A 15,288-nucleotide genomic window follows, 5' to 3' on the forward strand; every position below is an offset into this window, starting at 1 on the left:
AGAGCAAGAGCGACACTCAGCATCCTGCCAAAACGACCAGCGCCATATTTCATTAAATGTGGCTTAAGTGGGATGTTAAACTGGCATCTGCGCTTTAGTTGGACTGCTGGCACCCATGCCTAAGCGGGTCTTATTTATCAGTAATGGTCACGGGGAAGATAATCACTCTGCTTACGTTATTCGTACGTTGAGAGAACTTGCCCCCGATGTCGAGATTGCAGCGATCCCAATTGTGGGTGAGGGCAACGCCTATCGTCGCTTAGGTGTCCCCATCTTGGGACCGACAAAAGTCTTGCCGTCTGGTGGTTTTACCTACGTCAACCGCTGGTTGTTGGTCAGAGATATTCGAGCCGGGCTTTTGGGGCTAACTTGGCGACAATTCAGAGCCATTCGGCACTACGGGCCTCAGTACGATTTGGTTCACGCCACTGGAGACTCCGTCGGCCAGACCTGTGCTTACCTTACTGGACGTCCCTTCATCTCTTTCATCTCCTGTCTATCAGCGCTGTATGAAGGGCGTTTGCAGACCGATTTTGTCATGCGCTTTGTGGTCAGATCGTCTCGCTGTCAAGCCATTGTCACCCGCGATCCTTATACCGCAGAGGATTTGGCAAAGCAGGGGTTTGACAAGGTTCACTATGGCGGCATTCCTTCTTTGGACTGGCTGTTACCGCATGGTAAAGACCTGTCCCTCAAGCCTGAAGTTCCGATGGTGGCTTTGCTGCCAGGCTCACGAATGCCAGAAGCCGTCCGCAACTTCAAGCTCCAGATCCAGTTTGTCGAAGAATCTGTTCGGCTCATCGGTCACGATGTTCAGTTCAGAGCAGCTCTTGTTCCTGCCCTGATGGCTGAAATTGGAGCCTTAGCGGCAGAAGTCAACTGGAACTATAAGACAGGACGGCTGTGGCGGCAGTTGGAAGATGGGACGATCGCTGAAATTTTGTGTTACGACGATGCCTTCAACGACATCGTTTACCACACAACTTTGGTGATTGGCATGGCAGGTTTGGCGGTGGATCAGGCGGTGGCGATCGGTAAACCCGTCATTCAAATACCCGGTGAAGGTCCCCAATTCAACTATGCTTTTGCGGAAGCTCAGGATCGACTGTTAGGGCTTTCAGCACAGACAATTGGCACCGGTCCCGCAAATCATGAGACCTTGAAGGAGGCTGCCCAATGTTTGCAAAAAACGCTTTACGACAAAGCCTACCTCTCCGCCTGTGTCGATAATGGGCGGGCACGATTAGGCATTCCAGGTGCTTCCAAGCGGATTGCTCAGCTTATTTTGGACCATTTGCAGGTTGAGCCTATGCGGGTATCTGCTAATGCTATGAAACAGAAGAGAGGAACGATAACGCCGTGACCCTAGCTGCCCCTCAGAAGCGATCCAGTTATCGGCAACTCATTCCGTTTGTCCGACCCCATCTCAGCCGATTCATCCTAGGATTTGCCTGCATTTTAGGCTACGTACTTTCAACGCTTGTGCTGCCCTACATGGCTGGACAGGTCGCGCTTTACATCGGTCAGGGTAATGTTCGACTAATCGGATACTGGCTAGGACTGGGAGCAGTCGTTTTTCTGGTTCGCAGCGTTTTCCAATATTGGGAAAACATCATCATGATCCGCGCATCCCTGGACGTAGCGCTGGATCTACGCAAGGCTGTCTATGCGCATCTTCATAGACTGGGATTGGATTACTACGAGCAGGCTAAAACAGGAGATTTGAGCTATCGCCTGACAGAGGATATTGATCGCATCAGCGAAGTTATGCACAAAATGACGCAGCAGTTTGTCTCATGCGTGCTTCAGCTTATTGCAATTCCCCTCTACATGCTGTATCTCAATTGGCAGCTAACACTGGCGGGATTTGTTTTGGCTCCGCTGATGGCCTGGCTAATCGGAGAATTTGGAAATCGCCTGCTCAAGCTGTCGCGTCAAAGCCAAAGCCAAATATCCAGCCTATCTGCTCTATTGACAGAGGTGTTTGGCAACATGCGGCTTGTCCAAGCATTTGCCGCTCAAGCTTTCGAGAAACAGCGCTTCAATCAACAGGCCGTCCACAACCGCAATGCCCGCTATCGAGCTGAACAGCTCAAAGCTATTCAGTATCCAGCAGTGGGGTTTTTAGAAGCCATCAGCATCATGCTGTTGTTCTTTTTGGGAGGCTGGCAGATTTCTCAAGGCAACCTTACGCCCCAGGCTTTTGTGAGCTTTTTAGCAGCGATCGCGCTCTTGCTTCATCCCATTGACCTGGTGACCCAACACTACAACGAGTTCAAGCAAACGGAGGCATCCGTTGAGCGGATATTTGAGCTGACAGGTGTCATTCCAACGCTAGTGGACCAGCCGAACGCCTGCCCGCTTCCTGCCGTGACAGGCCGAGTAGAATACAGCAATGTTTCTTTTGCCTACGAACCCAGCAAGCCCGTTCTGCAACATCTGGATCTGAGGGTTCATCCAGGCGAAGTCATTGCACTTGTGGGATCTTCAGGAGCTGGAAAAACGACTCTTGTCAATCTGCTGATGCGGTTTTTCGACCCGACAGACGGACAGGTTCTAATCGACGGTATCAATATCCGAGAAGTGACGTTAGATAGTCTAAGACGACAGATCGGCCTTGTTCCTCAAGACATTACCCTGTTCTCCGGCAATATTGCTCAGAACATCGCCTACGGTGAAATCAACCCTAGTCTTGAGCGGATTGAAGAGGCTGCAAAAATCGCCAATGCTCATGGATTCATCAGCCAGTTCTCTCAGGGCTATCACACTTGGGTAGGTGAACGCGGCGTCAATCTGTCCGGTGGACAGCGGCAGCGAGTTGCGATCGCCCGAGCGCTCTATTTTGACCCCCGCATCCTCATTCTAGATGAAGCGACGTCAGCCCTGGATTCTGAGTCAGAAGCGCTCGTCCAGGACGCATTGGACAGAGCTATGAAAAACCGCACCGTGTTTGTGATCGCTCATCGCCTCAGCACAGTTCGTGAAGCAGATAGGATCCTCTTTTTAGAAAAAGGAACTATTGTCGAATCTGGTACTCATGATGAACTTCTGAGCTATGGTCAGCGCTACGCCCAGTTTTATACCCAGCAGTTCAAAACTTGAGCAGGACACAGTGGTTTTACCGCAATCTTTCCGATGCCGTATCCGGATGTTTAGCTTACCTTTACTTTAAATCAGCTAATACTTAAATATCTTGCGAGCTATGTGAACTTTTAACAGTTCAACACTCCCCTTTTCTACAATTTAATTGCCTATTGGTTAGGATAAATTGCCAGGTTTTAATAATACACAGCGGTTGCTTTAAAGCAGTTCATTTTCTTGGAGAAAATACACTTTAGGGTTACTGCGATCGCCCGCTAAAGCTATGTTCATAGGGCTTAAGAAAGCGAGGATTACTCAAAATACTGCGGTCGACAAACTGATCGTCTACCGTACTTCATCTTTTGCCGTTTAGCTACAGTTTTCAGAGTATCTACTCTTGGAACATCTACCTAAGAATACTGTCTTTATATTGGCTGGCATTTGATGGACTTGCCAATCGTTACGACAGCCACTGATTCAAGAAAACACAACAGATAATAGCGATGGTTGATATTTACTCAAACCTCCCTGGAGACGGCTTTAGTAGTGAGGAAATCGAGCTATATGACCTAATTAACGAATACAGAAATCAAAATGGATTGCCCTCTATTCCAGCTTCGAAAGCCTTAAGTATTGTCGCAAATCGGCATGTTTGGGATTTAGCTGAAAACATTGGCACGCTGACTCATGGTTGGAGTGACGCTCCCTACAACTCTGGTGATCCATCGACCTACTCTTCCATGTGGAATGCCCCTCAGAGATTCAATACGGGGTATCCCGGAATAGGATTTGAAAATGCGTTTTTCTCTAGTGCGGGTGCCACGGCAGAAGGTGCATTTAACGGTTGGAGAAACAGCGCCCCTCACAATGCCGTTATCCTGAATTTGAATAATTGGAACGATAACGACTGGAATGCCTTGGGCGTTGGCATATACGACGATTACGCGGTGATCTGGTTTGGTGAAGAAGCTGACCCAACGGGCACACCTGCTGGCTTCGGAACACCCTCAAACTTTGATCCTCTTCAATATGGAGCGTCTTATTCGGACTTGATTGTGGGGCTAGGAGACAACGTAGCCGCCCTCACCGATCATTACAACAACCATGGCAGCCAAGAGGGAAGAGAGGTAGATCGGTTTGACGAATGGGCTTATCTAGCCTCTAACCCCGATTTGATCCAAGCTTTCGGCAGCAATATTGAGGCAGCTACCCGACACTACATTCTTCATGGCTACGCTGAAGGTCGAAGCCTGAATGCTTTCTCTGCATCCCAATATCTAGCCTCCCATAGGGATCTCCTGACGGCCTTTGGCAATAATCCCGACGCTGCTCGAAAGCACTACGTTGAGTCAGGGTATTGGGAAAATAGAGCCATAGATACTTTCGCCGAAGATATCTATATCGCCTCTCACGGCGACCTGATCAACGCCTTCAAATATGACTTGGAAGGGGCAACCCAGCACTACCTAAATCATGGTATCGGTGAAAATCGAGACGTCAATCTGTTCGATCCGGCTGCCTACTTGAATAGTCACAGTGATGTCCGTGCTGCTTTCGGCAACGATTTTATCGCAGCAACACGGCACTACATCAATGATGGTTATTCTGAAGGTCGAACCTGGAGTTAATGACTCCACCTCAAGGACTAGGGACAAATAAGATGCAAATTTGGGTCGATGCCGATGCCTGCCCCAAGGTCATCAAGGAGATCATTTTTCGAGCCGCTCGACGGGTCGAAGTGAAAACCACGCTGGTTGCCAATCAGGAAATGCAAATTCCAGCATCGTCCTATATCGACGCCGTTCAGGTGAGGGCAGGTTTAGATGTTGCCGACAACTACATCGTGCAGCATCTAAATGCCGACGACCTCATCATCACGGCTGACATTCCGCTAGCGGCAGCCGCGATCGCCCAAGGTGGATATGTTCTTAGTCCTCGTGGTGAGTTTTATGACGCAGTCAACATTCGTCAGCGCCTTTCTCTACGAAACTTTATGGATGAACTACGCACCAGTGGCGTTGAGACGGGCGGACCACCGCCCCTCAGCCAGCGCGATCGCGAAGCCTTTGCCAATCAGCTTGATCGCTTTTTAGTCAAGCACGTCGATTCTCGATTTTAGAGCGCGGATTTTAGAAAGCTTGGATAACATACCTTCTTGCTTAATAGAGATCGCCAGTTCCGTCAGAACAAGACAGCGAACCATTAAGCTATAGGCTAAGCACCCGAATGCTATTGGGTGATGGCTGAAGCTATATTATGTCGTTCCAGAAGAAAAACGAGGTTACTGATCTTCAGAGTCAATGAGCTGAATTTCGTTGGTCAGAACTGCTAGCTGCACGCGATCACCATACTGAAGTCCCTCAATTTTAGGCATCAGCACTTCGACTAAATCAGGTTTCTGAAAGTGCAAAGGTTTGGTTTCAGGATGCGGATAGTAGATCCATCCCTCAAACGTTCGACTTTTCCAGGTAAGCTGGCAGCGGGAAAACGAGAAGGTTTCTGGTCCATGAGCTGGTGTCCACGATACCAATTCCAGCGTGATTTCAGGATTGACCATCTGGAAGTGCTTGGGAGCGATCGCAACGTTGAGCGTGCCCAGAAAATAAGGGCGTAAATCAAATCCTCGCGATAAGAAATGCGGCAGCTGCATTGCTAAAGTTCCCTGTGGGTAAGGACTATTGGCCGTTAGTCCCGATGCCACCCGGTAACCCTGCGAGATTGTTCCCACCACCACACACCATTTCGCCACAATCCCTGTCCTGTCTGAAGAGCAAGCACCTTATTATCCCAATCTTTAGACCAGCATCGTCCACCGTCTTGAGCCAAATCCACAGCAATAAAGTGTTACGGTCAAAAAGGTCAGACATTAGTTGGCCTCTAGACATTCGTAGCGGCAAGTGAATGGTTGAAATACAGTCACAGACTCCAGCAGATGCGATCGCCCTACCTGAGATGGGTTGCGGTACCTGGGCCTGGGGTAACCGACTGCTATGGGGCTACACGCCAGACATGGATGTGCAGCTACAGGCTGTGTTCAACCACTGCGTCGATCAAGGCGTGACGCTGTTTGATACAGGCGATTCCTATGGGACCGGGCGGCTCAACGGGCGTAGCGAGAGCCTATTAGGAGAATTTGCCAACGCTTACAAGGGGACGAACGAGCATAAGATTTGTCTGGCGACGAAGCTAGCAGCTTATCCATGGCGATTGACTCGCAACTCAATGGTCAAAGCGTGTCAGGCGTCTGCGGCACGATTGAGTCGCAATGTCGATATCGCCCAACTGCACTGGTCCACGGCAAACTACGCTCCTTGGCAAGAGGGAGCGCTGTTGGATGGCCTAGCAGATCTCTATGAGCGCAGGCTGGTTAAAGGAATTGGACTGTCGAACTTTGGGCCGCGACGGTTGCAAAAAATCTATCCCAAATTTCGCGATCGCGGCATCCCCATTACGCTCCTGCAAGTGCAATATTCCCTACTCTCAACCTATCCCGTGACTGAGTTGGGCATTAAAGACGTTTGCGACGAATTCGGCATTCGTTTGATTGCCTACAGTCCCCTAGCGCTGGGCATTCTCACAGGCAAATATCAGGTGGGAAAGAAGTTACCTTCTGGCTTACGTGGATTTCTGTTTCGACAGCTATTGCCAGGGGTACAGCCGATTCTGAATACCTTGATGGCGATCGCCCGTTACCGTGAAAAAACACTGGCTCAGGTCGCTCTCAACTGGTGCATTTGCAAGGGATTCATCCCGATCCCCGGGGCTAAAACCGTTGCGCAGGCTCAACAAAACACCGGTGCTTTGGGCTGGCGGCTCGATGGCGGGGAGATTTTGGAACTCGATAATGCAGTTTCTCAAAGCGATAAGCAGATGGTTCAGAACATCTTCCAAACGCGATAGAAACCCTCTTTCCTATCTCGATTTGTCAATAAATTGAAATAGATCAGCAGGGATGCTTATCTCGACTTCACGTAGTCGCGGGTATTCAGTGAAGTATTTTTAAAGGTTTTTAGGAGCGATCGCACTCTCAAAATCGACATTCATACTTAAAAAAGCAGGATTATCAACTCTTAAAAGCGAAATCCGCTATCAGGCCCTAATTTTGGTGCGACATTCTCTGCCATCTACCGACAGTGAATAGAGCAAATCGCAGCTTGGGTTAAGACAACTTCGATCTTCTGAAACCCATGTGTAACAGGGATTTAGTTTTCCTTGCTGCCTTTTGCTATCAAGCCCCTGTCTAGTCGCCCGTATTTTGTCAAATAACTCATTTATCCATTGCTTAAAGCAGATGGAGGGATTTTGAAATGCGTGTCTACACTGGTTCTACCGTTCGAACTTTGGTTAACTACAGCAAGCTACTGCTAGGTCTAGCTATCCTATGTGGCTCTTTATATATGGGAGCTAGGGTTTGGAGCAATGACACTTCTGTACAAGAACTCAAAAACTTGTTGCAGTTTGAACAAACAGAATAATTGCTGATATGGTCGCAGGCAAAGGACGAATCGAACCTTTCGTATAGCCATTCGCTGTCTTGTTCTAATGGGACCGGCAACGGCTATACCTGTCATGTCGGATCCAGAATTGGCGCTGCCGAAAGCAGTGTCTTTGAGATGAGCGAATCCTGTAGAGTCATGTAAAGTACAGTCAGAACAACTCAGCAAACGCACTTATGCCTACAAAGGGGTGTGCTATGAGAGTACACCTTACAAGAGTGCCTGTTGAGTAAGCTCAATTCTCGATTTCCATCTAGGGAAATATTGAAGCTGTTCTGTGTGCAGGGCTAGTGTGTCTCTATGGATACTTCTAACGCAGTAAGACTTTTGAGCGCGATCGCCGCAATCATTCTTGGTTCTGGTGGTGTGATAGCGCTGTTTTATTTAGCAAATATCCTTGTCAATCGATTGCCCTTCAAAGCGCGGTCACGTGTCTTGCCTTGGGTCTACATCACTCCAGCCCTGTTAGTGCTGACCGCTTTTCTAATTTTGCCCACAATTCGCACCCTCATTCTTAGCTTTATGGGGCAGCGGTCAGAGACCTTTGTAGGACTGGATAACTACATCTTCGCGTTCACCAATTCCGATATGCTGGTGGCCTTCCGCAACAATATTTTGTGGCTAGTGCTGGTGACTGGTATTAGTGTCGGCCTAGGTCTAATCATTGCCGTGCTGGTAGACCGAGTACCTTACGAACCACTGGCAAAAGGGCTGATCTTTCTGCCGATGGCAATTTCCTTTGTGGGGGCCAGCGTTATCTGGCGGTTCATGTATGCCTATCAGCCGCCCGGCGTAGAGCAGATTGGATTGTTGAATGCGATCGCGGTTGCCTTAGGATTTGAGCCCGTAGGGTGGCTGGTCAATAAAGCCGTCAATAATTTTGCGCTGATCGCCATTATGATTTGGCTGCAAACTGGATTTGCGATGGTGCTGCTATCTTCAGCGGTAAAAGGCATTCCCAAAGATGTCATTGAAGCCGCTCGCATCGATGGGGCGAACGAAATTCAGATCTTTTGGCGGATTACAATCCCTATGATCAGCTCTACGATTGTGGTCGTTTCAACCACGATCATCGTATTGGTGCTCAAGGTATTCGATATTGTATTTGTCATGACTGGCGGCAACCTAGATACCGATGTAATTGCTAGCCGCATGATCAAAGAGATGTTCAACTTTCGCAACTTTGGACGCGGTAGCGCGATCGCCGTTATTCTTCTACTTGCAGTCATCCCGGTGATGGTAGCTAACATTCAACGTTTTCGTCAGCAGGAACTCACCCGATGACAGCACTTCCCAAAAAGCGATCGCCTCAATCCCGCAGCTTTTTAGATCGTATGGAAAGCTGGCTCACGGCTGCTCCAGTACACGCTGCGGTAATTGCTATTGCGGTTCTCTGGACCATCCCAACAGCAGGACTTCTGATTAGCTCCTTTCGCGACCGCGATGCCTTGTCTCAGACGGGATGGTGGACTGTATTTGCCCCACCTCTGAACCTCAGTCAATTCCATCTGGGTAACTATGCTGATGTCCTGCTGGGACAGGGAATGGGACAGGCGTTTCTCAACAGTTTAATTATCACCATTCCTGCTACAGTCATGCCTATTGCGATCGCGACGTTTGCAGCCTATGCCCTTGCTTGGATGGAGTTTCCTGGACGGCAGTTGCTTTTCGTCACGATTGTGGGGCTGCTGGTGGTGCCGCTGCAGATGACCTTGATTCCTGTGCTGCGGGTGTACAACGTCTTAGGACTGGCGGGCACATTTTTGGGAGTCTGGTTGGCTCATACGGGATATGGTCTTCCTTTGGGCATTTACCTATTGCGAAACTACATCGGAACACTGCCTCGCGATCTCATCGAAGCAGCGGCAGTCGATGGTGCTTCCCATCTGAAGATTTTTACCCAGGTTGTTGTCCCACTTTCCACGCCAGCGATCGCGTCCTTTGCCGTATTTCAGTTTCTTTGGGTGTGGAATGATTTGCTGGTGGCGTTGGTGTATTTGGGTGGAAACCAGGATGTCGCTCCTGTAACCCTGGTCTTAAGAAATTTGGTGGGCGATCGGGGTCAAGACTGGCATTTGCTCACCGCTGGAGCATTTATCTCAATGATTGTGCCACTATTAGTCTTCTTTGCCTTGCAGCGGTACTTTGTCCGGGGATTGTTGGCAGGTTCGGTGAAGGGATAATGGCACACATCGTATTTGAACAAGTAACGAAACAGTACGACAACGGCTTCGTCGCAGTCAAAGACCTCAATCTTGATATCGGCGAGGACGAGTTTTTGGTATTGGTAGGTCCCTCGGGCTGTGGCAAAACGACCTCTTTGCGAATGCTGGCAGGCTTGGAGAGCATCAGCCAGGGCAGCATTTATATCAACGGCAAGCGGGTCAACGAGATGTCTCCTCGGGAGCGGGACATTGCTATGGTTTTCCAGTCCTATGCGCTGTATCCCCACATGAGCGTGTTTGACAATATGGCCTTTAGCCTAAACCTTCAGGGCACCCCCAAAGAGGAGATTCAACAGCGGGTACAGGCAGCGGCAGCTCAGTTAGGGATTGAAGAGTTGCTGGACCGCAAACCCAAACAGCTTTCAGGGGGACAGCGACAAAGGGTAGCTGTGGGACGAGCGATTGTCCGCAATCCGGCTGCTTTTCTGATGGATGAACCGCTGTCAAACTTAGATGCCAAGCTGCGAGTGCAGGCCCGAGCCGAACTGAGTCGCCTGCACAAAAAATTGGGCACCACTTTCATCTATGTCACCCATGACCAAGTTGAAGCGATGACGATGGGTAGCCGCATCGCTGTTATGAACAAGGGCATCCTGCAGCAGGTTGATACGCCGCAAAATCTCTACGAGCACCCTAACAACGTTTTTGTTGCCGGGTTCATGGGAAGTCCTGCCATGAACTTCTTTGACGCCACCCTGAAACCCGAGGGCGAGGATGTGTTTGTGATGGCGGGTGCTTTACGAGTTCCTGTTCCTCGTGAGGAGCGATCGCGGTATGAACCACACATCGGTCAGCCTCTTATCTTCGGTATCCGCCCTGAGAAAATCTACAATCCTGAGTTTTCGCCCCCTGGCATCAACCCCTACGAAATCGACGCTACCATCTCCGTCATAGAAATGATGGGCCATGAGATCATCGTCTACCTATCTCTAGCAGATGGTCAAGAGTTTCTTGCCCGAGTTGATCCGCGATCGCGCTACACTCCTGGCGAAGTCGTGCGCTTAAGTTTAGACTGCGATAGATTTCACTTGTTCGATAAAGACTCCGGACACGTCTTGGCTTAATAGGCGATCTCCGATCACTATTCATTCTCTTCATAGCTTAAACCTTGTTTGAGCAGCCCAGTTGTCCAAACTCTACAACCTCCTCATTCAGTACACTAAAACTTCAGCAAAAGCGTTCAGAGGACAGTCATCATGCACTTAGAAGAACTCAAACAAAAGCTTGAGCATCTTGATGATACTCAACTACAGCTAGTCGCTAGATTTGTCCATTCGTTAGAGGGAGATATGGAGCAACCTTGGAATAACTACTATTCTGAACAAACACCCCAAGAAAAAGCTGAGACATTCTTAACGTGGATCTCAAACTTGCCTAAAGTCGGCCACAGCTTACCCGATGAAGCCTTTGACCGAGCCGCCTTATATGATTGATGTCAATTTACTTTCTTGATACGAACATTGTCTTGCGATTTTGCAACACTCTGGATGATCGCCACTTGCTGACGACTACAGCAGTTGCTCAGCTACTACGCTCGGGACATGATTGCGTTTTCACAGCACAGATTTTGGCTGAGTTCTGGGTTGTGGCAACTCGTTCGCCGCAAGTAAACGGATTAGGATTTCCTCCCTCACAGACTCGTGAATTCGTGAATGCTCTATGCGAAACTTTCCATTTGCTGGAAGAGACTCCACAAACATTTCAAATTTGGCTTGAACTTGTTACGGGTCAAAACGTTAGAGGAAAGCGAGCCCATGATGTTCGGATTGCAGCTGCTATGTTGACCCATGGAATAACCAATCTATTGACCTTCAATACACAGGATTTTGTGAGGATTTCAGGCATCACGGCCATAGCGCCCCAAAGAATAACCACAAAACAAAATTGAGCCAAAGATGCTCCTATCCATAATTGAAAGCACCACCCCTGGTCCGAGAAAGTCAGGGGTGGTTGCGATGCCAGAGTTTGCTTAGATCTAGTCAGGCTTCTTTTCCGGCAGTAAGCATTTATCAGAGTCACATCCTGCGGGGCCTGCTTCGATGAGATCGCCGCGATCGCTTCTCGACAACGCAGTATGAAAATCGTCAATGGTACGGCGTTCGCTCACCTGCTGGACTAAGTCGTCATAGGCAACTTTGTCGATGGGTTCAAAGGGCAGGCGAGGGAAGGTTTGTAGGTTATCAAAGCGAGCGAGGAGGGCAGCGGAGATGTAGCCTTCGTCGTTTTGAATGGCATCAGAAATACGCTGACTCAGGCCGTCGATCTCGTTTTCTCGCAGCTCGATCGTGGCAGACGTGTTGTGGGCTGTGTAGTGCGTCTGCACCTGCATGTAGAAATCGAACTGAGCTAGAGCTGTGAACTGCTCGATCGCGATCTCATCGGCGCCCGGCAAGTTGGCCCAAGATACCTCCACGGGCATCTCCACCAGCCACTCGGTACAGCGCGGGTCAAATGGATCGGTGAGTAGATTGCCATTTTCGTCCTTGTCAGATTGAGAAGGAACGACGGAATAGCCATAATCAATGCAGGCTAAGGCAACCGGATCGTTCTTGCGAAACGTGATGCGGCGGATGTAGCGCTGCGCTTTGGGAGGATGCCAGCCCGGACTTGCTCCCGTGAGGAGGGATTTGGTACCCGCTGGCTGAACAGTGGTGCAGCGGTTAGGTCGCTGGAGATTGTGGCGATCGCAGTAATCCCATACGGTCTCGTGGACGATCGCTTTCCAACGGCTCAAGTAAGCTTGTTCCTGAGCCTTGAATTCTAGTCCCTGCATCGTATTGGGACGACCTGCTTCCCACCATTTCAGCCACTCCACGCCAAAAGCTTTGACAAAGAAGTCGAACAGACCGGTAAAGGAAACGCCCACAATGGGATCATCTTCGCGAGACTGGCGATAGCGGGGTTCGATAAATTCATGGTTGAGCAGACTCGCAACGGCCAGTGCTCCAGCGGTGAAGGCATCTTTCTGATCGCGATCGTTGTTGGGATCAAGCTGGTTTAGATGAATTTCGGCTAAATTACAGTGGAAATCTTGTCCGATAATTTCACCGCAATTATGAGCCACTAATCCGTTAGCATCAAAACAAGCTGGTCCTGGCACCGTGCAATCATAGACGGCTTCAATACCGTTAGGGGTAATAGACTCAACCGTCACGGCAAACCGCTCTCGATTCATCTGGCGACGATAGCCGCTTAAAGCCGTTTCGAGTTTTGCTGCTTTAGCAGGCTCCTGAAAACCGATTATCTGCTCGAAGTAGCTGAGATTGTCATTACTAATGATCAGTTCGTGTTGAGCTTGACAGTAGTAAGGCGCTGGTTCGCGATCACTGTTTGGTAGCATCCGATAGCCAGATGGTCGGCGTTCCTGATATATCGTCGAAAGAACACCCAATCGAGCTAACATGCGCTGAACAGCTTTCAAGGTTTCTAAATTACTTTGAGCCAACCGTACACTGACTCCCTTCCTTTGACCCCCTTGAACACTACCATCCGCATCAAAGAGGCCTCGTAGGAAGCCTTGATAGAATCCATAGCTACCTTGCTCTATCGTATCAGTGATGTCTTTATGCCTTGGACGAACACCAAACTGAGCAGCCAATTTTGCTAAACCACTGGAAGTGACAACTCGATGCTTGTGTTGTTCGTGGTAGCAAGCTTCTGGTCGAGTAGGTTCATACCCAACTGTAGTCTGCAAGAGCTGAACCGCATACTGGCTCATTTCCACTTGAGAATCTTCCCAATAGCGAAGGACAGCAGTATCACTCCATTGGGTTTTCGCTAAGCTACCATCACCGAGTAAATTTCCTAGCAACCAGCCTTCCTCAAACGTTCCTTCCCCATCCCATGGAGTCAGATCACGATGATTGTGCACTAAAACGTGATCGCCTGGCTTCAACTCACCCGCTTCAACCCACTCGGTGTATTGAGCCTTTTGGGTCTGGGAAGTAACTTTCAGTAGCTTGTGGTTTTTCGTCAGCCGTAACTCGTAGCCCTCCTTAGTGGTTAACTTCACTACAGGCTTGTCACCACTGTGGAAGAAACCAGCTTCTGTAGTGCTGAACAGCTCTCCATTGACATATGTGCCATGCTGCAATCCAATCAAGCTCTTCACTTTGCGCGCCCCATGTTCGGTATGCACCCACGTATCGGCGGTAACACAGGGATTTAGACCGTAGCGTCCTTCACCTCCGGCCCGACGCTCAGCTTCTCTGGCCCATTGAATTGCGCCCTCGCCAGAGTAAAACTGTTTGCGAACGGCAGCCGTTGTTTCCTCTAAAGTTGGCCGATGATGAAAAACTCGGGTGTGATTAGCCATACGAAGCGCATCGCGTTCAGGATCAATGCGCCAGTTACCTGCTTCATCCTGCTGCCAAAGATTCTCTTTAGCTCCAGCAGCTAGGGTATCGTCGCTAGCGAACTGTCTCATTCCCGCGCTGCGCCTAATGTTTCCGGCAACCACGCAGGCTGCTGCTTCATCAATGAGCAGACAGCATTCAACAGAAGTGAGCTGACGCCCGATCGCTTTATTGAGAATCTTGGCACAGCGCTCATAAAGCGTTGGCAATTTGACCGGGTTGGCCACACCACCAAATCCTTTAAGCTTTTCCCCTGCTGGACGAACATCACTGAGATCAACCGTAATCTCGACGTCATCCGTAAAGCGATCGTTGCTTGCAAGTTCCAGAATGGTCTGATATGACTTTACCCAGCCTTGGCGACTGTCACCCACCCGAATGCAGACCTGATTATGGTTAATTTCAACGGCAGTTTCTTCTCGGCGTTGGTCGATAGGGGTTGTGCCAATTGTGCCTTCCTGCTTCACAGCAAGGCGATTACGAATCATCGGCAACTGGTTGATGTACTTTGGCTCTAGCACAGCTCCCGTACCGCATCCCATCATGGCTAAATCCATCATTAAGCCAAAGGCACGCCAATCAACCACATTGGTACTGGTACAGTTATAGGCTCCTGAAAAATTCTCAGGGCGTTTGCTCCAGTCGGTGCCGCCAACCCAGAGCCAGCGCCCCGATGGTAATGCTTTAATTTCTCGCATGCAGCGAGAAATCAGTCGCTGCTCCTCTTCGGTTAGCTTTCCAAGTTCAGTCAAACCGGCAAGTGTGCGATCGCAGACTTGCTGCCAGGTTTCTCGCTCACCGTTTGCCGTCTCATCTTTCCGACTGTACGTGCGATAAAACACTGGATAGGCAGTAGGAGCCGTTTCAGGAAATGTACCTTGAAACCGAATACGAGGAATTTCTTGAACCATGAGACCAACCTTGTAAGAGCGAGTGCAAACAACAGAAATATGAGCGCTAGACGAGTGAGGCTAACTTACTTACACCCCAAGTGAGCAACAATCATAAGTCACATCTAGGGCTTTGATAAAAAGATAGAACAAAGTTTACGCTATCTGTGGAGGTACAAACAGTGTCCTGAGGGAAAACGTTTATAAGGTAGCACAACGTTTACAAAAGTGTACGTGCGCT

Annotated in this window: 12 protein-coding genes; 10 read left to right on the forward strand and 2 right to left on the reverse strand. The window is 49.4% G+C overall.

Annotation, left to right across the window (positions count from 1 at the left end; genetic code table 11):
• Positions 1–115 precede the first annotated feature (115 nt).
• The 4 genes from PN498_RS08880 to PN498_RS08895 all read left to right on the forward strand — a co-directional run bounded on the left by PN498_RS08880 (position 116) and on the right by PN498_RS08895 (position 5,200).
• On the forward strand, positions 116–1,363 hold the full coding sequence (locus tag PN498_RS08880) for a lipid-A-disaccharide synthase-related protein (RefSeq protein WP_272062368.1): 1,248 nt from the start codon (positions 116–118) through the stop codon (positions 1,361–1,363).
• Positions 1,360–3,102 (forward strand): ABC transporter ATP-binding protein, encoded by a 1,743-nt coding sequence (locus PN498_RS08885; protein ID WP_272062369.1) that lies wholly within the window; start codon positions 1,360–1,362, stop codon positions 3,100–3,102. The genes PN498_RS08880 and PN498_RS08885 overlap by 4 nt, the downstream gene beginning before the upstream one ends.
• Positions 3,103–3,584: 482 nt before the next feature.
• A complete protein-coding gene (locus tag PN498_RS08890; RefSeq protein WP_272062370.1) occupies positions 3,585–4,709 on the forward strand; it encodes a CAP domain-containing protein in 1,125 nt (374 codons plus the stop codon).
• A gap of 32 nt (positions 4,710–4,741) precedes the next feature.
• Positions 4,742–5,200: a YaiI/YqxD family protein gene (locus tag PN498_RS08895; protein WP_272062371.1), complete on the forward strand. Its 459-nt coding sequence runs from the start codon at positions 4,742–4,744 to the stop codon at positions 5,198–5,200.
• Positions 5,201–5,362: 162 nt separating this feature from the next.
• Here the strand turns inward: PN498_RS08895 and PN498_RS08900 are convergent, their stop codons facing one another.
• Positions 5,363–5,830 (reverse strand): hypothetical protein, encoded by a 468-nt coding sequence (locus PN498_RS08900; RefSeq protein WP_272062372.1) that lies wholly within the window; start codon positions 5,828–5,830, stop codon positions 5,363–5,365.
• A gap of 152 nt (positions 5,831–5,982) precedes the next feature.
• On the opposite strand from PN498_RS08900, the gene PN498_RS08905 reads away from it, so the two are divergent.
• From PN498_RS08905 to PN498_RS08930, 6 genes are all read left to right on the forward strand, one after another.
• Positions 5,983–6,981, forward strand: coding sequence for an aldo/keto reductase (locus tag PN498_RS08905; RefSeq protein WP_272062373.1), 999 nt, complete (start codon positions 5,983–5,985; stop codon positions 6,979–6,981).
• Positions 6,982–7,877: 896 nt separating this feature from the next.
• Entirely contained in the window at positions 7,878–8,861 is a 984-nt protein-coding gene (locus PN498_RS08910) for a carbohydrate ABC transporter permease (RefSeq protein WP_272062374.1), read from the forward strand.
• Positions 8,858–9,760 (forward strand): carbohydrate ABC transporter permease, encoded by a 903-nt coding sequence (locus tag PN498_RS08915; RefSeq protein WP_272062375.1) that lies wholly within the window; start codon positions 8,858–8,860, stop codon positions 9,758–9,760. The genes PN498_RS08910 and PN498_RS08915 overlap by 4 nt, the downstream gene beginning before the upstream one ends.
• Positions 9,760–10,866, forward strand: a complete 1,107-nt coding sequence (locus PN498_RS08920) for an ABC transporter ATP-binding protein (protein WP_272062376.1) — start codon at positions 9,760–9,762, stop codon at positions 10,864–10,866. Before PN498_RS08915 ends, PN498_RS08920 begins: the two co-directional genes overlap by 1 nt.
• Before the next feature lie 132 nt (positions 10,867–10,998).
• Positions 10,999–11,235 (forward strand): hypothetical protein, encoded by a 237-nt coding sequence (locus PN498_RS08925; RefSeq protein ID WP_272062377.1) that lies wholly within the window; start codon positions 10,999–11,001, stop codon positions 11,233–11,235.
• Positions 11,235–11,690: a type II toxin-antitoxin system VapC family toxin gene (locus tag PN498_RS08930; protein ID WP_272062378.1), complete on the forward strand. Its 456-nt coding sequence runs from the start codon at positions 11,235–11,237 to the stop codon at positions 11,688–11,690. Before PN498_RS08925 ends, PN498_RS08930 begins: the two co-directional genes overlap by 1 nt.
• Before the next feature lie 87 nt (positions 11,691–11,777).
• Here the strand turns inward: PN498_RS08930 and nrdJ are convergent, their stop codons facing one another.
• Positions 11,778–15,068 (reverse strand): ribonucleoside-triphosphate reductase, adenosylcobalamin-dependent, encoded by a 3,291-nt coding sequence (gene nrdJ / locus PN498_RS08935; protein WP_272062379.1) that lies wholly within the window; start codon positions 15,066–15,068, stop codon positions 11,778–11,780.
• Positions 15,069–15,288: the final 220 nt, after the last annotated feature.

It is taken from the genome of Oscillatoria sp. CS-180, from assembly GCF_028330965.1.
GTDB lineage: Bacteria > Cyanobacteriota > Cyanobacteriia > Phormidesmidales > Phormidesmidaceae > Halomicronema.